Raw genomic sequence first — 21,654 nt, forward strand, 5'->3', positions numbered from 1 at the left:
ACTCCTCGGCAGAGAGCAGCGGACCCTCTTCGGTCACGGCGACCTTGAACAGCCAGCCGGCACCGTACGGATCGCTGTTGATCAGCGCCGGATCGGACACGACGTCGCCATTGATCTCGACAACCTCGCCCGTCACCGGGGCATACAGGTCCGAAACGGACTTGGTGGACTCCACCTCACCGCACGTCTCCCCCGCCGTCACAGTCGAACCGACCTCGGGCAGGTCCACGTAGACGATGTCACCCAGGGCATCGGCAGCCACGGCGGAGATCCCGATCGAAACAATATTTGATCCGGCGTTGCCGGTATCCCGGGCAACCCATTCGTGTTCGTCGGAGTACTGCAGTTCAGGGGCAACTTTTGCCATGCTTTTTTCCTTACGTTTGAAATCTTCTGTGGTTCTGTGCGGCGGCGGGGGTCGGCATCCTCTGCATGCTGCTCCTTCGTCGCTTTGACGCATGCTGCCGGATACCGAGCCCCCGTCGCCTTGCGCCGGTGTTCCCTTTGAAAAGGGCAAGCTCGACCAGCAATTGCACCGGCGATCGAGCCTGTCTAGATCCCTGGTTTCGACAAGCTCAACCCCCAATGATCGAGCTTGGACCTTGAGGGGCCGGGGACGGAGCGGTTTTACGAGTCAGCTCACTTTGCGCGCTTGTAGAAAGGCAGTGCCACGACTTCGAAGGGCTCGCTCTTGCCGCGCAGGTCAATGTCCAAGGCGGTGCCGGGCTCGCTGTGCTCCACGTCGACGTACGCCATGGCTACCGGGTACCCAAGGCTCGGGCTGGGCTGGCCGGAGGTGACCTCGCCGACGACATTGCCGTCCTTGAGCACCGGGTAGTGGCCGCGGCCGGCACGGCGTCCCAGGCCTTTGAGGCCCACGAGCTTGCGGCCCGAAGTGGAGCCGGCGCCCGCTTCCTTCTTGGCGGCCAGGGCGGCCTTTCCGACGAAATCGCCTTCCTTGGACAGCGCGACGACGGGTCCCAGGCCGGCGGTGAACGGGTCGCCCTCCAGGGACAGCTCGTTGCCGTACAGCGGCATCCCAGCTTCGAGGCGGAGCGAATCACGGGAGGCCAGGCCGGCGGGCGTCAGCTCCCCCTCGTCCGCAATGGCGACGATCGCCTGCCAGAGGGCTGCGGCGTCGTCGTTGTCCACGAAAATCTCAAAGCCGTCCTCGCCGGTGTAACCGGTGCGGGCCAGCAGCAGTTCCTGGCCGGCGCCCGCCACCAGGAACGGGACCTCGACGGCAGCGTAGTACTTCAGGCCGGTGACAAGCTCGTGCCGGGCCGCGGGCACCAGGCGCAGGAGGATCTCCTCGGCCTTGGGTCCCTGGACGGCGATCAGCGATGTGGCGGCGGAGACGTCGTCGACGACAACCTCGAACCCGGCCGAACGCTGGGCAAGGGCCGCAGCCACCACTTTGGCGTTGCCGGCGTTCGGCACCACCAGGAACCGGTTGTGGCCCTCGGAGTCTGCGGGCCGGCGGTACACGATGAGGTCGTCGATGATGCCGCCGTCCTCGTTGCAGATCAGCGAGTACTTGGCCTTGCCGACCGCCATGGCCGAGATCTTGCCGACGAGGGCGTAGTCGAGGAATGCTGCAGCATCGAGCCCGGTCACCCAGACTTCCCCCATGTGGGAGAGGTCGAAGATGCCGGCGGCCTTGCGGACAGCATGGTGCTCGGCCAGCTCGGAGCTGTATTTGAGCGGCATCTGCCAGCCACCGAAGTCGGTGAAGGAAGCGCCGAGTTTTTTGTGCTCTTCGTAAAGGGCGGTGTAATTCTCAGTCATGTGAAAACCTTCCGGTGATCGAGCTTGTCGAGATCTAGTTTTCAAACTCGGAAAGAGGCGGGCAGGAGCAGATCAGGTTACGGTCACCCAGGGCACCGTCGATCCGGCCCACGGGCGGGAAGTACTTGTCCTGCTTGAGGGAGTGCACGGGGAACACTGCCTGCTCGCGCGGGTATTCACGGTCCCAGTCGGAGCTGATGGCCGCTGCCGCGGTGTGCGGGGAGTTCCGCAGCGGGCTGTCCGTGACGCTGAAATCTCCGTTGGCCACCTGGTCGATTTCGGCGCGGATGGAGATCATGGCCTCAATGAAGCGGTCGATTTCGCCGAGGTCCTCGGATTCGGTGGGCTCCACCATCAGCGTGCCGGCCACCGGGAACGCCAGGGTAGGTGCGTGGAAACCGTAGTCGATGAGGCGCTTGGCCACGTCTTCCGCGGTCACGCCGGTCTTGGCCGTGAGTTCACGCAGGTCCAGGATGCACTCGTGCGCCACGAGGCCCGCCGCGCCGGTGTAAAGCACCGGGAAGAAGTCGTTGAGCCGCGCTGCCACGTAGTTGGCGGCGAGCAGTGCCGACTTGGTGGCATCCGTCAGACCCTTGCCGCCCATGAGCTTCACGTAGGCCCAGGAGATCGGCAGGACGCCGGCTGATCCAAAGCGCGACGCCGAGATCGGGACGTCGTTGCCCTCCGTCCAGGTCGCGGCGTTGCCGGGCATGAACGGTGCCAGGTGTGCCTTGGCAGCGACCGGGCCCACACCCGGGCCGCCGCCGCCGTGCGGGATGCAGAAGGTCTTGTGCAGGTTCAGGTGGGACACGTCCCCGCCGAACTTGCCCGGCTGGGCCAGGCCGACCAGGGCGTTGAGGTTGGCGCCGTCGATGTACACCTGGCCGCCGGCGGCGTGGACCGCGTCGCAGACCTCGCGGACGTCGGCGTCGTACACGCCGTGGGTGGACGGGTAGGTGATCATGATGCAGGACAGGGCGTCCTTGTGCAGCTCGATTTTGGCGTTGAGGTCGGCATGGTCGATCGTGCCGTCGCCGGCGGTGGCCACGACGACCACCTTCATGCCTGCCAGCACGGCGGACGCGGCATTGGTGCCGTGCGCCGAGGCGGGGATCAGGCAGACGGTCCGCTGCTCGTCGCCGCGGGACAGGTGGTAGCCGCGGATGGCGAGCAGGCCTGCCAGCTCACCCTGGGAACCGGCGTTGGGCTGGATGGACACCTGGTCATAGCCGGTGATCTCGGTGAGCTGCGCCTCGAGATCCGCGATCAGTTCGCGCCAGCCTTCGGTCTGGGAATCCGGGGCGAAGGGGTGGATGGACGCGAACTCCGGCCAGGAGATCGCTTCCATTTCCGCCGTGGCGTTCAGCTTCATGGTGCAGGAGCCCAGCGGGATCATGGTGCGGTCCAGCGCAAGGTCACGGTCGGAGAGCCGGCGCACGTAGCGCAGCAGCTGCGTCTCGGAGCGGTGGGTGCTGAACACCGGGTGCTGCAGGTACGAGGAAGAGCGTTCGACGGCGGCGTCCAGCGAGAAGGCATCCGTCGCCTCAACTTTGCCGGCACCAAAGGCGCCGAGAACGTCCTCGACGATGGCCGCCGTCGTCGTTTCATCGGTGGAGATGCCCACGGTGTCGGCATCGATGCTGCGGAGGTTGATCCCCCGGGCCTCGGCCGCGGCGATGATTTCTGCCGCCTTGCCCGGAACGGACACGGTGACGGTGTCAAAGAAGCTGGTGTGCAGGACCTCGAGGCCGGCGGCCTTGAGGGAGGCGGCGAGGGTCCGGGCGTGGCCGTGGGCGGTTTCGGCAATCGCCTTGAGGCCGTCCGGGCCGTGGTAGACGGCGTACATCGAGGCGACAATGGCCAGCAGCGCCTGGGCGGTGCAGATGTTGGACGTCGCCTTTTCACGGCGAATGTGCTGCTCGCGGGTCTGCAGCGCGAGGCGGTAGGCGGGCACACCGGCCGAGTCCTTGGAAACGCCCACGAGGCGTCCGGGCATGGAACGCTCGAGGCCCTTCTGGACGGCCATGTAGGCGGCGTGGGGTCCGCCGTAGAACAGCGGGACGCCCAGGCGCTGCGCGGAGCCGACGGCGATATCCGCACCCTGCTCGCCCGGCGGGGTGATGAGGGTCAGTGCCAGGAGGTCGGCGGCAACTGTTACCAGGGCGCCGCGGTCCTTGGCTGCCGCTATGACCTCGGAGTGGTCAAAGACGCGGCCGGAGGCGCCAGGTTGCTGGAGGACGACACCGTTGATCACGCCGTCGGGCAGTCCTTGGGACAGGTCCGCGACCTCAACCTCGAAGCCCAGCGCTTCGGCGCGGCCCCGGACGATGGCGATGGTCTGCGGGAGGCAGTCGGCGTCCAGGACGGTCTTGCCGTCGCGGGCTTCCTTATTCTTGTTGGCCCTACGCATCATCAGGACGGCCTCGGCCACGGCGGTGGCTTCGTCAAGCAGCGATGCGTTGGCGATGGGCAGGCCCACGAGGTCCTGCACCATGGTCTGGAAGTTCAGCAGGGCTTCGAGGCGGCCCTGGGAAATCTCGGGCTGGTACGGGGTGTAGGCCGTGTACCAGGCGGGGGCTTCGAGGATGTTGCGGCGGATCACCGGCGGGGTCACGGTGTCGTAGTAACCCTGGCCGATCATCTGGACGGCCGTCTTGTTCTTGGCGGCCAGCCTGCGCAGTGCAGTGAGCGTTTCGACTTCGCTCAGTGCGGCGGAGAGTTCCAATGGGGAATCCTGGCGGATGTCCTTGGGCACGGCGGTGTCAACCAGAGCATCAACGGTGTCATAGCCGACAGCCTTGAGCATGGCGTCAACGTCGGCTTCACGGCGGGCGCCAATATGCCGGTCGACGAAGGACGTGGAGGCTGAATGTACGGTCAAAGGAACTCCATAACTATGGCGGCGCTGGGTACGCCACATTGATTCGGGTTCCTCCCCGCTCTGTATTGGACCTGAGAGTTTCCGCGTCGCCGTGCTTTGCGCACAGTCCCGCTTGCACCGTCGGTGAGCTCAGCGCGTCCTGATGTTCGGGTGATCCCGAGACTCCAGGCGGACAGCCTGCTACTTTCCAGAGTTGCCTTGCCGCGGCGGTACATGGGCCTGAGAGATTCCTGGGGAGGGTTTGCTCCTACGGCGCCTGCTTGTACCTACATGCAGAACTCTCCCGCCGCAGATCAAAGGCATATTCAGTTAGCGGTGACAACAGTCACAGGGGATATTCTCCTATGTCCGGAACCAGTCTGCAAACTGTCTCGCGGACCGGGAACTTGCCCACGGAAAAACGCCGTGATCGCCCAGCAAGTGTCCCGGGAGGTCGCGGTAGCTGTTCTGGTACAGGAACCGGCCGTCCATATCCCGGATGATGTGGTCGACACAGTCGCGCACGGCGGCAATCCTTCCAGCTTTCAAGGCGTCAAACCGATTCGCGCTCACGACGAGGGACTGAGAGCTCCCGTCCCGCCGGGCCTTCCACAGCCGGTCTTCATAGAATGTCTCGACATTCCTTCCGGTCATCACAGGCCCCCGCTTCCCCACTCGAATGCGGGCCGCGACGCTGCTGCACGGCCCCCGCCCCCCCCCAGTCTCGCCCCGGCCCCTCAAGACCTGGACAGCACGACATCAAGATCTGCTCAAGAAACTTTTCCGCTCTCTCTCGTGACCTCAACAAGGCATTAGCCGCGGAGCCGCTCCAGCGCGGACAGCAGGCTCTCGACGTCGGCCGCCGTCTCGGCAGCCGTCGCGGCCGGCCCGATCGACAGCATGGCGTTAAAGTACAGCCCGTCCCCCATGTAGAGGACCGCCTTGGCCAGGCCCGGCCCCACGTCCTTGGCGATCTCATCGAGCCAGCGCTGCTGGATATGGGCGAACCGGCGCCGGGTCTCCTCATGGGCCACCTCCGCCAGACGCGTTGCTGCCACGATGACGCGGTCCAACGGAGTGTCCGCCCAGACCGACGACTTGATGAAGTAGGCGGCCGCCCCTTCAGGCGCGGTGGCCATGGCCCGGGCATCCGCCTCCGCATATTCGTCCAGGCGGTCCAGCAGGACACCGATCAGGGCCTCCTTGTTCGGGAAGTGGTAGAGCAGCCCGCCCTTGGAAACACCTGCGCGCCCGGCGACGGCGTCAAGGGTGGCGGCGCGCTCCCCGACGTCGATAAGGAGGGATTCGAAGGCGTCGAGGACGGCATCGCGCGCTACTGGTTTTCTGGGCATGGCTTCCATCATGCCCGTTTTGGCGAGTGGTTATAACTGTACCGTCCGGACGGTATAGTTATAACCATGACCATGTCCGCATCCTTCCAGGCATTCAAACCAGCCCCCGGCAAAGCAGCACGGCAGCCCGCTCCCGTCAACGGCGGAGTGCGCGACTGGCTTGCCCTGGGCCTGTTGATGTTCCCGGTGCTGCTCGTGGCCGTGGACAACACCGCCCTGACGTTTGCGCTCCCGGCCATCGCCCGCAGCCTGGACCCCTCCGGCGTGCAGCTGCTGTGGATCGTGGATTCCTACGCCCTCGTCCTGGCGGGGCTGCTGGTGGCCATGGGAAGCCTGGGCGACAGGATTGGCCGCCGCCGGCTGCTGCTGATCGGCACTGCGGGCTTTGCCGCGGTTTCGGCCGTCACAGCATTTGCCCCCACTGCTGAATGGCTGATTGCAGGGCGTGCCGGGCTGGGCCTTTTCGGCGCCATGCTGATGCCGTCCACGCTGTCCCTGATCCGCAACATCTTCCCGGAGCCCAACCGTCGCCGCCTGGCCGTCGCGATCTGGGCGGCTGGTTTCTCCGGCGGCGCTGCCCTTGGACCGATCTTCGGCGGCTGGCTCGTGGAGCACTTCTGGTGGGGCGCGGTGCTTCTGGTGTCCGTGCCGATCATGGTGCCGCTGCTGGTCTTCGGCCGATTCTTCATTCCGGAGTCGAGGGATCCAAACCCGGGCCGGGTGGATGCGCCCAGCATCCTGCTCTCCATGCTGACCATGGTGCCCGTGGTTTTCGGGATCAAGGAACTGGCCACAGACGGCCCCGGGGTGTTGCCGCTTTCGGTCATCGCTTTCGGCACGCTCATGGGCTGTGCCTTTGTCCGTCGCCAGCAGCGGCTCGCGTCTCCCCTGCTGGACCTGTCCCTGTTTCGGAACAGGGTGTTCAGCACGGCGATCACCGCCAACGTTCTGGCGCTGTTCTCCTTCAACGGCTTCATCCTGTTCCTGGCCCAGCACCTGCAGCTGCTTGAGGGGATGTCCCCGTCGGCATCGGGGATGGCCATGCTCCCGGCGCTGGCGGCCACCGTGGTGGCGGGCCTCCTTGTGGTGCCGCTGGTGAGGAGGATCCGGCCGGGGTTCGTGGTGGCCGGCGGACTGTCGCTGAGCGCGGCGGGCTATTGCGTGGTGACTCTTGGCGACCACTCGGCCGGGCCATCCCTGCTGCTTGGGGCGCTGCTCCTGCTGGCAATGGGCGTGGGGGCGGCCGAGACCATCTCCAACGACCTGATCCTGGGCGCCGTGCCGCCGGCCAAGTCCGGGGCGGCTGCGGCCATCTCCGAAACAGGCTACGAGGTGGGCTCCCTTCTGGGAACGGCCGTGCTGGGGTCAATCCTGACAGCTTCGTACCAGGCGAAGTTCGTGCTGCCCGATGCCGTTGCCCAGGCGCCCCAAGGTGCTTCCTCGGACCGGGCCAGGGAAACGCTGGCGGGGGCGATGGAGCTGGCCGAAACGCTGCCCGCCCCGCTGTCCGAAACCCTCGCAGCGGCGGCCCGCCTGGCTTTCGACTCAGGCGTCCACATCACCGCCTCCATCGCGCTGGTTCTGATGGCCGGGGCGGCAGTCATGTCCGCCGTCGTGCTGCGCGGAGTTCCGAAGGCCAGGTAGACGACGGAGGTCCGTCACCGCGGCTGCGGTGACGGACCTCCGCGGCAGCGCTTGCCCGCTGCCCGCCGTCGTTTGCTGTCTCGCTACTTGCCGGCGGTCTGCTTGCTGTCAGGCTGCGTGACGCTCGCCGAAGCCTTCATGTTCTCGGCGCCAACCATCCAGGCGTACTGCTCGAGCTTCTCGATGAAGGCGTGGAGCAGGTCGGCCGTGGTGGGGTCCTCCTCGTCCACCTCGTCATGAACCTTGCGCATGGTGCCGACTGCGGCTTCAAGCGCGGCCACGATCCGGTCGATCGCATCCTTTGTATTGATGAGCCCCTGCGGGAACTGGGCAAGGCTGGTGGACTTCGCCACGGTCTCGCTGCGTCCGTCGGGGAGGGCGTGGAGTGCCCGCATGCGCTCCGCCATGTCATCCGCGAAGGCGCGGGCGGCGTCGACAATCTCGTCCAGCTGCAGGTGGAGGTCCCTGAAGTTGGTTCCCACAATGTTCCAGTGAGCCTGCTTGCCCTGCATGTGCAGCTCGATCAGGTCGGCCAGCACGGCCTGCATGTTGTTGGTCAGTGTCGGTGAAGCTTTCATGAATCCTCCTCGAGTGGTCCAGTAGCTCCGACGCTACCGCAGCCCGGGCCAGGGACGGCAGGACGAAAGCCCGGATTTCACGATCAGCTTACTTATTATCTCGTTCATAAATGAATGCCCTTCAAATAATCCTTGCCAGCACAGCCCCTGCCGTGCATACTAAATGAACGTCATTCATTTAGTGACGGTCGTCTCACTGGAGTAGTCATCATGATTGAAATCACCTGCCTCGCTTCGCCCGCCTCCCCTGCCCGGACAGCGCCGTCCGCGCGTCCCGCGCTGCGGATCGGAGTCGTGCAGCACCGTTGGCACAGCAGCATCGCAGCCCTTCGTGCCGAACTGAACGACGGCATCGCACGGGCCGCCCGGCTCGGCGCCACCGTGGTCTTCCTTCCCGAACTCACGCTGTCCCGCTACCCGGCGGACCAGGTTCCCGAGAATGACCTGTCCCTGCCGGGACGCGCCCGCCCCCGCCCCTCGGATGCGGCGGAGGACCTTCTCACCGGCCCCACCTTCCGCTTCGCCGCTGACGCAGCGCGCCGGCACGGCATCTGCGTGCATGCCTCCCTCTATCAGCGCGCCGAGGACCCGGAGGGCGCGGACGACGGCCTGGGCCTGAACACATCCATCCTCGTCTCCCCTGCGGGCGAGTTGCTGGCCCGTACCTACAAGCTGCACATTCCCGTCACGGCCGGCTACTACGAGGACCGGTTCTTCCGGAAGGGCCCGGCAGCGGAGGACGCCTACGAAGTCCACGCCCCCGCAGAACTCGGCGGCGCGCGGCTCGGCATGCCCACCTGCTGGGACGAATGGTTTCCTGAGCTGGCGCGGATGTATTCGCTCGGCGGCGCCGAGCTGCTGGTGTACCCGACGGCGATCGGGTCAGAACCGCTGTTCCCGGACTTCGACACGCAGCCCCTCTGGCAGCAGGTCATCGTGGGCAACGGCATCGCCAACGGGCTGTTCATGGCCGTGCCGAACCGCTGGGGGCGGGAAGGCAGCCTGAACTTCTACGGGTCCTCATTCATTTCCGATCCCTACGGCCGGATCCTGGTCCAGGCGCCGCGGGATGAATCGGCCGTGCTCGTGGCCGATCTCGACCTGGACCAGCGGCGCGACTGGCTCACCCTGTTCCCGTTCCTGACCACCCGCCGCCCGGACACCTACGCACGGCTCACCGAACCGGTGCGTCATGACGAACCGTTCGGGAACGGCGCAGGCTCAATCACCGGCGGCCACGTGCCTGCCGAGGTAACCGCATGAGCACGTGGCGCATGCCGGCCGAAACAGCGCCCCAGGAGCGGCTCTGGATGGCCTTCCCCACCGGCGGCTACACCTTGGGCGAGACAGCCGAAGATGCGCACGCCGCCCGTTCGGTCTGGGCGGCCGTCGCGAACGCCGCCGTTGAATTTGAGCCGGTCACGGTGGTGGTTGCCCCCGACGACGTCGATACAGCCGCGCGCTACCTGGACCCCGCCGTCGAGGTGCTTCCGGCGGAACTGAACGACGCCTGGATGCGGGACATCGGCCCCACCTTCGTCCTTGACGGCAGCGGCAGGCTGGGCGCCGTGGACTGGGTCTTCAACGGCTGGGGTGCCCAGGACTGGGCGCGCTGGGACAAGGATTCGCTCATCGCGGCGGAGGTGGCTGGCCGGACGGACGCCCACCACCTCGTCTCCGGGCTGGTCAACGAGGGCGGCGGCATCCAGGTGGACGGCGAGGGGACGGTTCTGGTCACCGAAACCGTGCAGCTGGATCCGGGCCGCAACCCCGGGCTCACCCGGGCAGAGGTTGAGGCTGAGCTGGCCAGGACCATCGGCGCCAGCCAGGTGATCTGGCTTCCCCGCGGCCTTGCCCGCGATTCTGAGCGGTTCGGCACCCGCGGACACGTGGACATCGTGGCCACCATCCCCTCGCCGGGCGTTCTCCTGGTCCATTCGCAACAGAATCCCAGGCACCCGGATTACGAGGTCAGCCGTGAGGTCATCAGCTTCCTGTCCACCACCCGGGATGCGGTCGGACGGGAGTGGAACATCATCGAAGTTCCCGCCCCCGCGGCCCTGACGGACGCGGAGGGCTTCGTCGACTACAGCTACATCAACCACGTGGTGGTCAACGGCGGCGTCATCGCCTGCACGTTCTCCGACCCGAACGATGAGAAGGCCCTCCGCATCCTCGCCGACGCCTATCCCGGGCGCCGGGTGGTGGGCATCGACGCCCGCGAGCTCTTCGCCCGCGGCGGGGGAATCCACTGCATCACCCAGCAGCAGCCCGCCGGCTCCCGGAACGGACTGTCGGCCAGAAAGGGCCAGCCATGAGTCAAACCACCCGCACCACCGCACCGGCCGCGCCCGGCGCCGGCACCTCCCACGGCATCACCGCGAAGGGACTGCAGGGCGGGCAGCTTGGCCTCCTCGCCGTCGTCGTCCTTGGCATTTCCACCATTGCGCCGGCGTACACGCTGACCAGCGCACTCGGTCCCACGGTCAACGAGGCCGGGCTGCAGCTTCCGGTCATCTTCCTCATCGGCTTCATCCCGATGATCCTCGTGTCCCTGGCCTACCGGGAGCTGAACGCCGACTCGCCTGACAGCGGCACCACGTTCACCTGGGTGACCAAGGCCTTCGGTCCGTGGGTCGGCTGGATGGGCGGCTGGGGCCTGCTGGCCGCAAACATCATCGTGCTGTCCAACCTGGCCGCGGTGGCCGTGGACTTCTTCTACCTGTTCATCGCACAGCTCACGGGCGCACCGGAACTGGCTGATCTGGCCGCCAACAAGCCCCTCAACGTGGCAACCTGCTTCGTTTTCGTGGCGCTGGCGGTCTGGGTGAGCTACCGCGGGCTGCACACCACCAAGGTCGTGCAGTACGGACTCGTGGGCTTCCAGCTGCTGGTGCTGGGACTCTTCGTGGCCCTGGCCTTCGCCAACTGGTCCTCGTCCGAAACCTCCATCCCGTTCAGCTGGGAATGGTTCGATGTCACCAAGATCGAGACGTTCGGCCAGGTCGCGGCCGGCATTTCGCTGTCCATCTTCGTGTACTGGGGCTGGGACGTCTGCCTCACCGTGAACGAGGAGACCTCCAACGGCAAGAAAACCGCAGGCCTGGCGGGCACCCTGACCGCCGTCGTCGTCCTTGGCATTTACCTGCTGGTGACCATTGCCACCATGATGTTCGCCGGCGTCGGGGACACAGGCATCGGCCTGAACAACGAGGAAAACCACGCAAACATCTTCACCGCACTGGCCTCCCCCATCATGGGACCCGTCGCCATCCTCATGTCCCTGGCCGTCCTGTCCAGCTCGGCGGCGTCGCTCCAGTCGACGTTCACGTCCCCGTCACGCAGCCTGCTGGCCATGGCGCACTACGGCGCCCTGCCCAAGCCGTTCAGCCGCCTGAGCAAGAAGTTCGCGACGCCGGGCTTCGCCACCATCGCCTCCGGTGTCCTCTCGGCCGGGTTCTACGCCGTGATGCATGTGGTCAGCGAAAACGTCCTCAATGACACCATCCTCGCGCTGGGCCTGATGATCTGCTTCTACTACGGACTGACCGCGTTCGCGTGCGTCTGGTACTTCCGCAACAGCGCCTTCAGCAGCGTCCGGAATTTCACGCTGCGGCTGCTTTGCCCGCTGCTGGGCGGCGTGGGGCTTTTGGTGGTGTTCCTGCAGACGGCGGCGGACAGCTGGGCGCCGGAGTTCGGCAGCGGCTCGGAGATCTTTGGGGTGGGCCTGGTGTTCGTGCTCGGCGTCGGCATCCTCGCCATGGGAGTCGTCTTCATGCTGGTCATGTCGCGGCGCCGGCCCGGGTTCTTCCGCGGCGAAACCATCCGCCGGGACACTCCGGCACTGGTTGTTCCCGAGTAGCAGCCGACCCGGCGCCCGACCACAAGGCGATGCCCCGCCTCCCGCTGTCCGGGGGGCGGGGCATCGTGCGCATCAACCGGCTATGCGCTGTGCCTGCGTGTTGTGCCTGCGTGCTTTGCCTGTGGCTGCTTTGCCTGCGGCAGGTAAGGCTTCATCGGCCTGGAGGACGCCGCCCGTCACCAGTGATGGGCGACGTCAATGACGAGCCTTGATCCCGAGCCGGGACCGGCAAGGGTGAACACCTTGAACGGCAGTCGTGCCCGGACACCGAGGCCGAGGGTGGTGTAACCCTCAAAGCTGCCTGCCCAGGCCAGCTGCCTGAACGTCTGGTATTTGGAAACGTTGGTCACCTCTGACCTGTTGGCCGGAGTGAAGGTGGCCTTTCCCGTGTCGTTGTCATAGCTCGGCGAGTGGGCCGTGACCTGCAGGAACGCGCCTCCCCTCAGCTTGATGGGAAGTCCGGACCCGTCCTGGACGACCTTGGAGACGTAGCGGACGTTGTAGCCGCCTGCTTTTCCTTTGAGATCGATCACCAGGCGGTCGAAGCAGTAGTGCTGCCCCGTCCGTACATTGGTTACTGATGCGGCGCTCATGGCCTGGTTGGACTTTGCCAACGAGCCCCAGACGAGCCCGCAGTATGAGGCTGCGGAGGCGGACCCCGGAGCCAGTAGGCCCAGCCCGACAGCCATCACCATAGCTGTCAGCCAGGCGCTTATTTTTTTCATGTGGCCACCCCTTTCGAGTGCGTGATTGGATAGCTCCAGCGTAGGAGCACCAACAGCCCGAAACGAGGGATGTGTCCGGTTCGGAGCGCAACCGTTAAGCGCCTCGGAAACCGGTTACGGGACTGTGATTCGGGGGCACTTTCTGGGGGCGTCGAAAGACGTTCGTGGCCCTTTCTCCACATGGCCGTTACCGCTGATAACGGCGGGTGGCCGGCATGCGCCAACAAGGCGCTCCGGGCACAAAAAAGCGAGGCGCCAGCTTCCCTGTGGGGCCGCCGGCGTCTCGCATTGCCTTGCTAAGGAAAGGGCGCGCGCCTGGGGCTGTGTCAGCCTTCGCAGTCGCGGCAGTACTTCATGCCGTTCTTTTCGCGTGCAACCTGGGACCGGTGGCGGACCAGGAAGCAGGAGGAGCAGGTGAACTCGTCGGACTGCTCGGGAACAACAATGACAGTAAGTTCTTCGCCGGAGAGATCTGCGCCCGGAAGGTCGATGCCCTCGGCGGTGTCGTTCTCGTCGACATCGATAACAGCGGTCTGCGCGCCGCCGCCGCGGGACGCCTGAAGAGCCTCCAGCGATTCGGAGGGAGTCTCTTCTTCTGTCTTACGTGGGGCGTCGTAATCGGTAGCCATAGCGTTGTTCACTTTCGTTGCTGCGCAGCGCCATTTCAGGCACCTCAGTGAAGCAGTTTAGGTCATAATCCAGAAAAGTGAAGACTAGTGTGTTCAACGCGACAGTTCCGGCCCTATTGCGGTTGATCCGGCCTGCCGCGGACGGCAGTTTCGTGGGCTCCACGGGCGTGTTCGGCGGCCACGGTCACCCCGCTCAAGGCAGGCAGCCAGGCCCAGCGGGTGACCTGCTGCAGGGCATCCGAGGCTTCTTCCGCCGTGTCGGGAAAATGACGGGAGAACAAGGCGTCAGCCAGGGTGTTGCGGATCCTGCCCAGCAGGTCTCGGGCCGTGTACGTCGTGGTCATGCTGCAAAGGTAGGCGCCCCGTGTTGTGGGCACGTTTCGCCGGGGTCTCCGCCGGGTTAAGCCGGTAAGCTCTGGGGCTGGCGGCGGGGGCGACGTCCGGCCTAGCCTGAAACGTGACATCGGCATCCGCACCCTCCAGGAGGCACACCATGGCCACCAAGCTCAACCGCAAGGCACTGGATCATGCACGCGCACTCGTGAAAAAGGGAAAGGTCGAGCGGGACATCCGTGATGACTGGAGTGAGCATGCCCCGTCAACAGATGATGAAAACTCGTTCATTGACAAGCACGGCTTTGAGGAGTTCTCGAAGTGGCACCTGGGCATTGACCGCGAGGAGTCGGAGGGCACCAAAGGCAGCGTCAGTTTCCCCTTCGGCGACTTCAAGAGAGTCCACCGCTGCGCCGTCATCTCGCTGGAGAGCCGGGCGGCCCAGTATGACCACGACGACATCCGCAAGGCGGCCAAGGACCTGCTGGACGAGATCGACGCCGACTGAAGGACGGCGCTGAAATCCGTTCCCAATCAGGCAGCGCCTGAAACGTGGCAGGTCCCTTGTCGCGCTGCCCTGACCGGGACAATAATGACCGCACGGTCCGCTTCAGCGCCACGGTTCAATCGCGGGGGGCCAATCCTTTCGTCGACGTTCCGGGCAGGGCCAGGAACGAGTTGCTGCCCTTTGCGCAGACGGGCCGGATCAGGGTTACCGGCCGACTTAGCGGTGCGGAGTTCCATGCCACGCTGATGCCGGTCAAACCGGGAGGGCACATCCTGTATGTTCCCGGCGGCCTGAGGGCGGCCACCGGCGTGAAGGTTGGAGACACAGTTACCGTCGACATCGAACCGCTCGGTGCCCAACGCATCGTTGCTCCCACCGACCTGGCCCGTGCCCTCGATGGCGCCGCAGGGGCTGCGGACAAATGGGATCTGTTGCCCAAGAACATCAACCACTCCTGCGCCAGGCACTCACTGGACGAGCCGTTCCGCGAGAAGCCAGCCGAAATCCTTCGGCTCTTCGACGTGGTCCGCCGAACAGTTGAAGCCATGGGCCCGGTCACGCTGGTTCCGTACCGGGACCGGGTCGCGTTCATGGTCCGGGTGCGGTTCGGCGGGGTCAGGCCCCGGAGAGACTGGATCGATGTGAATTTCTGGCTCACCCGAAGGATCGAGTCCCCGAGATTCCAAAGAATTGAAACATTGTCCCCATACACGCATGTCTACACTGTCCGAGTGACCCGTGCTTCCGACGTTGACAGCGAACTGACCGGCTGGCTCCGCGAGGCCTACTCGGTGGGGTGCCAGGAACATCTACAAAGCCGCCGGCCATAAACCGGCGTGGAGCCCCCTGTCGGATTCGAACCGACGACCCCCGCTTTACAAGAGCGGTGCTCTGGCCAACTGAGCTAAGGAGGCGCGCCCTCAGGGCGTGCGCCATACGGCGCTAAACAAGGTTAGCCCACGGACTGCCCGCAGGTAAAAACGGCGGCGGCCCGCCACATTCCGGATTCGTCCTCAATCCGGGGCGGCGGGCCGTCAACGTTCAGCCTGGCTGCCGGGCTAGGCCTTGGCCTTGATGGCTGCCTCGACGAAGGCCGGGAATTCGGTCTGCGCGCTGTCGCCCTTGCCCCACTGCTTGCCGTCCACCAGGACCGTCGGCGTGCCGGCGATGCCGATGGCAGCGGCTTCCTGGGTGGTGAACTTCACCCACGGGCGGTAGGTCTTCTGTTCGATGCACGAGTCGATGCTCTTGGCGCCGATGTCCGTGGCCAGCTTCTTCAGTTCGTCGTCGGGAAGCCCGGCGCCGCCTTCGGCCGGCTGGTTGGCGAACAGCGTGTCCACGAACTCCGCGTACTTCTCCGGGGATTCGTTCACCACACAGGCCGCTGCGTTGGCTGCACGGGAGGAGTAGTTCGTGGTGGAGCGGCTGTCCAGGAAGCCCAGAGCCCGGTACTCCACGGTGATCTTGCCTTCGTTGCGGAGGGACGTCAGCGTGTCGTTGAACTGCGCCTCGAAGTTCTTGCAGGCGGGGCAGATGAAGTCGATGTAGAGGACCACCTTGACCGGCTTGCCGGCCTCAGCTTCCGCACCGGGCGCGGTCACGGTTGCAGGTGCCGACGCGGGGGGCTCCGGAAGGTCTGCGACGTTGACCGTCCCCGGCTCGGACTTGGCGACCTCGGTACCCTTCAGCAGGGTGACGCCGCCGTGCACGTTTCCATTGGACGGCGTGGGGCCCTGGTCGGCAACCGGCGCGTTGTTCTGCAGGCTCGTGCTGACCACAAGTGCCACAACGGCAAGGATGGCAACCACCGCGGCAACGATGCCCCATCCGATCAGCAACTTGTTCCGCTTGTCCTTCTTCAGCTTCGCTTCACGGATCTGGCGGGCTTTCTCGCGGGCCTCCGCCGTGCGCTCAGCTTTGGACATGCGGGGTTCGTTTGCGGGGCTCATTAGTTCCTCGTGTCGATCGGACAGGTGCGGACCACCCAGGGGCAACTCTCCCAGTTTAGGGGGATGCCCCGGAGCTTGCGCTTTCAAGTATTCCTTCTGCGTGCCCAACGGATGAATAGCACGTATGATTCCCGCCCGTTAGGGTTGACAGAGATCCACAAGCAACCCCAGGGAGCGCAATGCAAGGACCTGAACGCGACAAACCGGAGACAAAAACGGCGAGCGGGGCTGCGTCCGGAGACGGCTCAGCCGCCACCTACGACTTCATGGTGGTGTCCAACCGCCTGCCGGTGGACCGCTGCGCTCCCGGGGAACACGGCGACGACGGCTCCGGCTGGCGCCGCTCGCCCGGCGGCCTGGTGACCGCCCTCGCCCCCATGATGACGAAGACCGACGGCGCCTGGGTCGGCTGGCACGGTGCCCCCGACGAGACGGTCACGCCGTTCAGCCACGGCGGCATGGACCTGGTCCCGGTGCAGCTGAGCACGGACGACGTTGAGCTGTATTACGAAGGCTTCTCCAACGCCACCCTCTGGCCGCTTTACCACGATGTCATTGCGCCGCCGGAGTTCCACCGGACCTGGTGGGATTCATACCGCAAAGTCAACAGGAGGTTCGCCGACGCCGTCGTCCGCCATGCCGACCACGGCGCGACGGTGTGGGTGCAGGATTACCAGCTCCAGCTCGTGCCGCGGATGCTGCGCGAGGCCCGGCCGGACCTGCGGATCGGGTTCTTCAATCACATCCCCTTCCCTCCGCCGGAGATCTTCGCCCAGCTTCCCTGGCGCCAGGCGATCATCGACGGACTGCTCGGCGCCGACCTCGTGGGATTCCAGCGCAGCAGCGACGCGGGCAACTTCATGCGTTCAGCCCGCCGGTTCCTCGGCGCCAGCGTCAAGCAGCAGCAGGTCCACGTCAAGGGCCAGAACGGCGACATCACACACATCGCCCGCGCCCAGGCCTTCCCCATCTCCATCGATGTCCGCCAGGTCACGGAGCTGGCCAACAAGCCCGAGATCATCGAACGGGCGCGCCAGATCCGCCAGGACCTCGGCAACCCCAAGACCATCCTGCTCGGCGTTGACCGGCTCGACTACACCAAGGGCATCAGGCACCGGCTCAAGGCCTACGAGGAGCTCCTCAACGAGCAAAAGCTCACGGTGGGTGACGCCACGCTGATTCAGGTTGCCAGCCCGAGCCGGGAGCGCGTGGAACAGTACCGCCTCCTCCGCGAAGAGGTGGAAGGAACCGTGGGCCACATCAACGGAACCTACGACACCATCGAGAACACCGCCGTGCGGTACCTGCACCACAGCTACCCCATCGAAGAGATGGTGGCCCTGTACCTGGCCGCCGACGTCATGCTGGTCACGGCGCTCCGCGACGGCATGAACCTCGTGGCCAAGGAATACGTCACAGCCAGGACCGGCAACGACGGCGCCCTCGTCCTGAGCGAATTCGCCGGGGCGGCTGACCAGCTCAAGCAGGCCCTCCTGATGAACCCCCACGACATTGACGGCCTCAAGGACGCTGTCATGAGGGCCGTCAATATGTCCCCGAAGGAGGCGGCCCGCCGCATGCGGTCCATGCGCAAGCAGATCCTGGACCACGACGTCGACCACTGGTCCGCTGATTTCCTGCACGCCCTCAACGAAAAGGTGGTCCGCGATGACTCCTGAGGCAGACCCCGCCCACTCCCGTGAAAACGTGCCGCTGACGCTTCCGCCGGAACTCCTGGAGGCCGTGCGGCGCGTCGCCGGCACCGAACACCTGCTGGTCGCCATGGACTTCGACGGCACCATCTCACCGCTCGTGGACCATGCGGGCGACGCCCGCCCGCTGCCGCGCTCCGCCGCCGCCTTCGCTGAGCTGGCCACCCTTCCACGCACGACGACGGCCCTCATCTCCGGCAGGGCCCTCGACAGCCTGCGCGCGGTCGCCTCGCCCCCTGACGAGACGCTCCTCATCGGCAGCCACGGAGCGGAGGCCTGGCTGGGCCCCGGCTCGGCCCCGCTCGTCCTGGACCCCGCACAGCTGGAGCTCCTGGCGGAGGTCCGCAGCATCCTCGAAGGCATCGTGGAACTTGCCCCGGGCACCCTCCTGGAGGAGAAGCCCGCAGGAGTCGTCCTCCACACCCGGCTGGCCGAGGATGATGTGGCGGAGGACGCCGTAGCCGCTGCACGGGCAGCGCTTCAGGACCGCAGGGGTGTCCATCTCAAGAACGGCAAGCGGGTCCTGGAGACCTCCGTGGTCCACGCATCCAAGGGCGAGGGCGTGGACTTCCTCAGGCAGGCGTCCGGCGCCTCAGCCGTCATCTTCGCCGGCGACGACACCACGGACGAAGATGCCCTCGGCCGCCTCGGGCCCGGCGATGTGGGCGTGAAGGTGGGCCTGGACTTCACCCAGGCCCAGTTCCGCGTTGAAGCCCCCGTGCACATCGCCGAGCTGCTGGAGGCCCTGCTCCGGGAACGCCGCCGGGCCGTGGAATCCCCGTCCTGACCGCCTCCAGGCGAGGCGGCGTGCGGCATCTCACCTGTGACCTCCGTAACATTTGCAACTATTCAAGATAAATCTGACATACTCTGTGTGTGATGTGGCGCACAGGAACCGTGCGGCGTCACGCGATACTCCTCGGCTTCGGCCGGGGAGTACATAATGCAGTACATAACTGAATTACATGAACCATTCACTACGGATCGTCCGGCACGTACCTGCCGGTGAAGGGATTGATAACTGTGGCAACAGTTACTTTTGATAACGCTACGCGTCTGTACCCGGGCACAGAGAAGCCCGCTGTTGACAAGCTCAACATCGAAATCGCCGACGGCGAATTTCTGGTCCTCGTTGGACCCTCCGGTTGCGGTAAGTCCACCTCCCTGCGCATGCTCGCAGGACTCGAAGATGTGAACGCCGGCCGTATCCTCATTGGCGACCGCGATGTCACCGACGTTCCGCCCAAGGACCGCGACATCGCCATGGTTTTCCAGAACTACGCCCTCTACCCCCACATGACCGTGGCGGACAACATGGGCTTCGCCCTGAAGATCGCAGGCGTCAGCAAGGAAGAGCGCGCCGAACGCGTCCGTGAAGCTGCCAAGCTCCTGGACCTCGAGCCGTACCTGGACCGCAAGCCGAAGGCACTTTCCGGCGGTCAGCGCCAGCGTGTTGCCATGGGCCGTGCAATCGTCCGTAACCCGCAGGTCTTCCTCATGGATGAGCCGCTGTCCAACCTGGACGCCAAGCTCCGCGTCCAGACCCGCACCCAGATTGCGTCCCTTACCCGCCGCCTGGGCGTCACCACCGTCTACGTGACCCACGACCAGGTCGAAGCCATGACCATGGGCGACCGCGTCGCAGTGCTCAAGGACGGCCTCCTGATGCAGGTGGACACCCCCCGCAACCTGTACGACCGCCCGAAGAACGTCTTCGTCGCCGGCTTCATCGGCTCCCCCGCCATGAACCTGCTCGAACTTCCGGTCGTCGACGGCGGCGTGCAGTTCGGCGGCACCGTCTACCCCGTGCCGCGCAACGTCCTCGAAGAGGCACACGGCTCCACCGTCACGCTGGGCAGCCGCCCCGAGGACCTGGAAACCGCGCCCCAGGGCGACGGCCTGCAGGTTGAGGTCGACGTCGTCGAAGAACTCGGCGCCGACGCCTACGTCTACGGACACACCACCCTCGACGGCAAGACCCACGACATCGTGGCACGCGTCGACGGCCGCCGCCCTCCGATGAAGGGCGAGTCCATCTGGGTCCGTCCCCAGTCCGGCCACGTACACCTGTTCGACACGAAGACCGGCGAGCGCCTGGGCGACTAGTCCGCGCCACGGGCGGCTGACGGCGGTTGAGCCTGTCGAAACCGCCTTAGCACGTCCGGATTTAACAGACCAACGGCGGCCCTCCCCTAAACGGAAGGGCCGCCGTCGGGCTTTAAACGCGGCACCAGACCATGTTTAGGCATGCGAACCCTACGTACGGAAGAATTGACCCATGACCGAGGAATACAGCGCCCAGTGGCACGACGAACCCACCGACTACGGGCAGATCGGCAAGCTACCCAGGTTCGAGCCCGCCAGCGCCAACGATGACAAGGCATCCTCGGTCGCCAGCAACCTCAACATCACGGCCGCCGCCGCCGACCCGGAACTGCTGGACCTCCCCTGGCATATCGCCCTGGAGGACTGGCCGGCGGAGAACCTCGCGGCCCTCCCCCGCGGTATCTCGCGGCACATCGTCCGTTTCGCCCACCTGGGCGGTTCGGTCATCGCCATCAAGGAAACATCCGAGCACGTAGCCCGGCACGAGTACCACATGCTCCGCAAGCTGGCCCGGCTGGATGTTCCCTGCGTGGAGCCCGTCGCCGTCATCACCGGCCGCACCACCCTCGACGGCCGGCCGCTGAACCCGGTGCTGGTCACCCGTCACCTGAAGTTCTCCATGCCGTACCGTGCGCTCTTCTCGCAGATGCTCCGCAAGGACACGCTGACCCGTCTCATCGACGCGCAGGCCCTGCTGATGGTGCGGCTCCACCTCATCGGGTTCTACTGGGGCGACGTTTCGCTCTCCAACACACTGTTCCGCCGCGACGCCGGAGCCTTTGCCGCCTACCTCGTGGACGCGGAAACCGGCGAACTCTATCCGGACCTTTCCACCGGCCAGCGGGAGTACGACCTCGAGATTGCCCGGGTCAACATCGCGGGCGAGCTCATGGACCTCCTGGACGGTGGCCTGATCGAGGAGAAAGTGGATCCGGTGGCCACCAGCGAGCTCATCATGGAAAGCTACCGCCGCCTCTGGACGGAGCTGACCGAGAAGGAATCGTTCGAGCTCGGCGAGCGCTGGCGCGTGGGCGCCCGCATCCGCCGTCTTAATGAACTGGGCTTCGACGTCGAAGAATATGCGATCAAGACCACCCAGAACGGCACCACGATCCAGCTTCAGCCTAAAGTTGTGGACGCCGGCCACCACCAGCGGCGCCTGCTCCGCCTCACCGGCCTCGACGCCCAGGAGAACCAGGCCCGGCGCCTGCTCAACGACATGGACTCGTTCCGCGCCGACAACAATCCGGAAATGGATGAGGAATACAGCGCCCACCTCTGGGTCAGCCAGATCTTCGAACCGATCGTGCGCTCGATCCCGCGCGACCTCTCCGGGAAGCTGGAGCCTGCGGAGGCGGTGCACGAGGTGCTCGAGCACCGCTGGTACATGTCCGAAAAGCAGGAGCGCCACATTCCGCTGGCGGAGGCCGTCCAGTCCTACATCGATTCCATCCTGCGCCACCGCCGCGATGAAGCGGCCATCATGCTCAACCCGGACACCGAGCTGCTGAAGATCCTGGAAGTGGAGACCGAGGAGTCCCGGTACGGCGCCGAGGAGTCAATCGACGAGTATCCGGACTCCGACGACTGAACGCTCTGACGTGGCAC

General features: G+C 65.6%; 19 protein-coding genes, 1 tRNA gene and 1 riboswitch. Of the genes, 10 read left to right on the plus strand and 10 right to left on the minus strand.

Annotation, left to right across the window (positions count from 1 at the left end):
* The 4 genes from gcvH to JYA52_RS01460 all read right to left on the minus strand — a co-directional run.
* The coding region (gene gcvH / locus JYA52_RS01445; RefSeq protein WP_205651374.1) for a glycine cleavage system protein GcvH at window positions 1-367 on the minus strand (367 nt) is incomplete at its 3' end.
* Window positions 368-639: 272 nt separating this feature from the next.
* A complete protein-coding gene (gene gcvT / locus JYA52_RS01450; protein ID WP_205651375.1) occupies window positions 640-1,788 on the minus strand; it encodes a glycine cleavage system aminomethyltransferase GcvT in 1,149 nt (382 codons plus the stop codon).
* Window positions 1,789-1,822: 34 nt separating this feature from the next.
* Window positions 1,823-4,669: an aminomethyl-transferring glycine dehydrogenase gene (gcvP, locus tag JYA52_RS01455; RefSeq protein ID WP_205651376.1), complete on the minus strand. Its 2,847-nt coding sequence runs from the start codon at window positions 4,667-4,669 to the stop codon at window positions 1,823-1,825.
* Between the two features lie 197 nt (window positions 4,670-4,866).
* Window positions 4,867-4,965: riboswitch (glycine riboswitch) on the minus strand.
* A gap of 495 nt (window positions 4,966-5,460) precedes the next feature.
* Complete coding sequence (locus JYA52_RS01460; protein ID WP_205651377.1) at window positions 5,461-6,000, minus strand: TetR/AcrR family transcriptional regulator; 540 nt, start codon at window positions 5,998-6,000, stop codon at window positions 5,461-5,463.
* A 66-nt stretch (window positions 6,001-6,066) separates the two neighbouring features.
* Between JYA52_RS01460 and JYA52_RS01465 the strand changes: the two genes are divergently transcribed.
* Window positions 6,067-7,644: an MFS transporter gene (locus JYA52_RS01465; RefSeq protein WP_372433703.1), complete on the plus strand. Its 1,578-nt coding sequence runs from the start codon at window positions 6,067-6,069 to the stop codon at window positions 7,642-7,644.
* An 83-nt stretch (window positions 7,645-7,727) separates the two neighbouring features.
* On the opposite strand, the gene JYA52_RS01470 is transcribed toward JYA52_RS01465, so the two are convergent.
* Window positions 7,728-8,222 carry a Dps family protein gene (locus JYA52_RS01470; protein ID WP_205651378.1) on the minus strand — a complete coding sequence of 165 codons (495 nt, stop codon included), beginning with the start codon at window positions 8,220-8,222 and terminating at the stop codon, window positions 7,728-7,730.
* A gap of 210 nt (window positions 8,223-8,432) precedes the next feature.
* Between JYA52_RS01470 and JYA52_RS01475 the strand changes: the two genes are divergently transcribed.
* The 3 genes from JYA52_RS01475 to JYA52_RS01485 are packed head-to-tail and all read left to right on the plus strand — an operon-like array spanning window position 8,433 to window position 12,084.
* On the plus strand, window positions 8,433-9,485 hold the full coding sequence (locus tag JYA52_RS01475; protein ID WP_205651379.1) for a nitrilase-related carbon-nitrogen hydrolase: 1,053 nt from the start codon (window positions 8,433-8,435) through the stop codon (window positions 9,483-9,485).
* On the plus strand, window positions 9,482-10,540 hold the full coding sequence (locus JYA52_RS01480; RefSeq protein ID WP_205651380.1) for an agmatine deiminase family protein: 1,059 nt from the start codon (window positions 9,482-9,484) through the stop codon (window positions 10,538-10,540). The genes JYA52_RS01475 and JYA52_RS01480 overlap by 4 nt, the downstream gene beginning before the upstream one ends.
* Window positions 10,537-12,084 (plus strand): APC family permease, encoded by a 1,548-nt coding sequence (locus JYA52_RS01485; protein ID WP_205651381.1) that lies wholly within the window; start codon window positions 10,537-10,539, stop codon window positions 12,082-12,084. The genes JYA52_RS01480 and JYA52_RS01485 overlap by 4 nt, the downstream gene beginning before the upstream one ends.
* A 176-nt stretch (window positions 12,085-12,260) precedes the next feature.
* Here JYA52_RS01485 and JYA52_RS01490 read toward each other — a convergent pair whose 3' ends face one another.
* The 3 genes from JYA52_RS01490 to JYA52_RS01500 form a co-directional block, all read right to left on the minus strand.
* Entirely contained in the window at window positions 12,261-12,809 is a 549-nt protein-coding gene (locus JYA52_RS01490) for an AMIN-like domain-containing (lipo)protein (protein ID WP_205651382.1), read from the minus strand.
* Between the two features lie 326 nt (window positions 12,810-13,135).
* A complete protein-coding gene (locus JYA52_RS01495; RefSeq protein WP_205651383.1) occupies window positions 13,136-13,438 on the minus strand; it encodes a DUF4193 domain-containing protein in 303 nt (100 codons plus the stop codon).
* Between the two features lie 113 nt (window positions 13,439-13,551).
* Complete coding sequence (locus JYA52_RS01500) at window positions 13,552-13,782, minus strand: hypothetical protein (RefSeq protein WP_240459844.1); 231 nt, start codon at window positions 13,780-13,782, stop codon at window positions 13,552-13,554.
* A 149-nt stretch (window positions 13,783-13,931) separates the two neighbouring features.
* Between JYA52_RS01500 and JYA52_RS01505 the strand changes: the two genes are divergently transcribed.
* Together JYA52_RS01505 and JYA52_RS01510 are read left to right on the plus strand one after the other, a co-directional pair.
* A complete protein-coding gene (locus tag JYA52_RS01505) occupies window positions 13,932-14,279 on the plus strand; it encodes a hypothetical protein (protein WP_205651384.1) in 348 nt (115 codons plus the stop codon).
* A gap of 44 nt (window positions 14,280-14,323) precedes the next feature.
* Window positions 14,324-15,109 carry a DUF1905 domain-containing protein gene (locus JYA52_RS01510; protein WP_307869278.1) on the plus strand — a complete coding sequence of 262 codons (786 nt, stop codon included), beginning with the start codon at window positions 14,324-14,326 and terminating at the stop codon, window positions 15,107-15,109.
* Window positions 15,110-15,116: 7 nt separating this feature from the next.
* On the opposite strand, the gene JYA52_RS01515 is transcribed toward JYA52_RS01510, so the two are convergent.
* Both JYA52_RS01515 and JYA52_RS01520 read right to left on the minus strand, forming a co-directional pair.
* Window positions 15,117-15,193: transfer RNA gene (locus tag JYA52_RS01515), tRNA-Thr, on the minus strand.
* Window positions 15,194-15,337: 144 nt separating this feature from the next.
* Window positions 15,338-16,228, minus strand: coding sequence for a DsbA family protein (locus JYA52_RS01520; RefSeq protein ID WP_205651386.1), 891 nt, complete (start codon window positions 16,226-16,228; stop codon window positions 15,338-15,340).
* A 179-nt stretch (window positions 16,229-16,407) separates the two neighbouring features.
* Here JYA52_RS01520 and JYA52_RS01525 point away from each other — a divergent pair, with 179 nt between their 5' ends.
* From JYA52_RS01525 to JYA52_RS01540, 4 genes are all read left to right on the plus strand, one after another.
* Complete coding sequence (locus JYA52_RS01525; RefSeq protein ID WP_205651387.1) at window positions 16,408-17,907, plus strand: alpha,alpha-trehalose-phosphate synthase (UDP-forming); 1,500 nt, start codon at window positions 16,408-16,410, stop codon at window positions 17,905-17,907.
* Window positions 17,897-18,727, plus strand: a complete 831-nt coding sequence (gene otsB, locus JYA52_RS01530) for a trehalose-phosphatase (protein ID WP_205651388.1) — start codon at window positions 17,897-17,899, stop codon at window positions 18,725-18,727. Before JYA52_RS01525 ends, otsB begins: the two co-directional genes overlap by 11 nt.
* A 236-nt stretch (window positions 18,728-18,963) precedes the next feature.
* Window positions 18,964-20,046 carry an ABC transporter ATP-binding protein gene (locus JYA52_RS01535; RefSeq protein ID WP_205651389.1) on the plus strand — a complete coding sequence of 361 codons (1,083 nt, stop codon included), beginning with the start codon at window positions 18,964-18,966 and terminating at the stop codon, window positions 20,044-20,046.
* Between the two features lie 172 nt (window positions 20,047-20,218).
* Complete coding sequence (locus JYA52_RS01540; protein WP_205651390.1) at window positions 20,219-21,637, plus strand: DUF4032 domain-containing protein; 1,419 nt, start codon at window positions 20,219-20,221, stop codon at window positions 21,635-21,637.
* Window positions 21,638-21,654: the final 17 nt, after the last annotated feature.

Source organism: Arthrobacter pascens, assembly GCF_017052465.1.
Lineage (GTDB): Bacteria > Actinomycetota > Actinomycetes > Actinomycetales > Micrococcaceae > Arthrobacter > Arthrobacter pascens.

Bases quoted from the DNA above. Each gene is read 5' to 3' on its own strand.
- JYA52_RS01520 (WP_205651386.1), bottom strand. From the start codon at position 16,228: ATGAGCCCCGCAAACGAACCCCGCATGTCCAAAGCTGAGCGCACGGCG.
- JYA52_RS01500 (WP_240459844.1), bottom strand. From the start codon at position 13,782: ATGACCACGACGTACACGGCCCGAGACCTGCTGGGCAGGATCCGCAAC.
- JYA52_RS01495 (WP_205651383.1), bottom strand. From the start codon at position 13,438: ATGGCTACCGATTACGACGCCCCACGTAAGACAGAAGAAGAGACTCCC.
- JYA52_RS01460 (WP_205651377.1), bottom strand. From the start codon at position 6,000: ATGCCCAGAAAACCAGTAGCGCGCGATGCCGTCCTCGACGCCTTCGAA.
- JYA52_RS01475 (WP_205651379.1), top strand. From the start codon at position 8,433: ATGATTGAAATCACCTGCCTCGCTTCGCCCGCCTCCCCTGCCCGGACA.
- JYA52_RS01525 (WP_205651387.1), top strand. From the start codon at position 16,408: ATGCAAGGACCTGAACGCGACAAACCGGAGACAAAAACGGCGAGCGGG.
- JYA52_RS01540 (WP_205651390.1), top strand. From the start codon at position 20,219: ATGACCGAGGAATACAGCGCCCAGTGGCACGACGAACCCACCGACTAC.
- JYA52_RS01465 (WP_372433703.1), top strand. From the start codon at position 6,067: ATGACCATGTCCGCATCCTTCCAGGCATTCAAACCAGCCCCCGGCAAA.
- gcvT (WP_205651375.1), bottom strand. From the start codon at position 1,788: ATGACTGAGAATTACACCGCCCTTTACGAAGAGCACAAAAAACTCGGC.
- otsB (WP_205651388.1), top strand. From the start codon at position 17,897: ATGACTCCTGAGGCAGACCCCGCCCACTCCCGTGAAAACGTGCCGCTG.
- JYA52_RS01490 (WP_205651382.1), bottom strand. From the start codon at position 12,809: ATGAAAAAAATAAGCGCCTGGCTGACAGCTATGGTGATGGCTGTCGGG.
- JYA52_RS01505 (WP_205651384.1), top strand. From the start codon at position 13,932: ATGGCCACCAAGCTCAACCGCAAGGCACTGGATCATGCACGCGCACTC.
- JYA52_RS01470 (WP_205651378.1), bottom strand. From the start codon at position 8,222: ATGAAAGCTTCACCGACACTGACCAACAACATGCAGGCCGTGCTGGCC.
- JYA52_RS01480 (WP_205651380.1), top strand. From the start codon at position 9,482: ATGAGCACGTGGCGCATGCCGGCCGAAACAGCGCCCCAGGAGCGGCTC.
- JYA52_RS01485 (WP_205651381.1), top strand. From the start codon at position 10,537: ATGAGTCAAACCACCCGCACCACCGCACCGGCCGCGCCCGGCGCCGGC.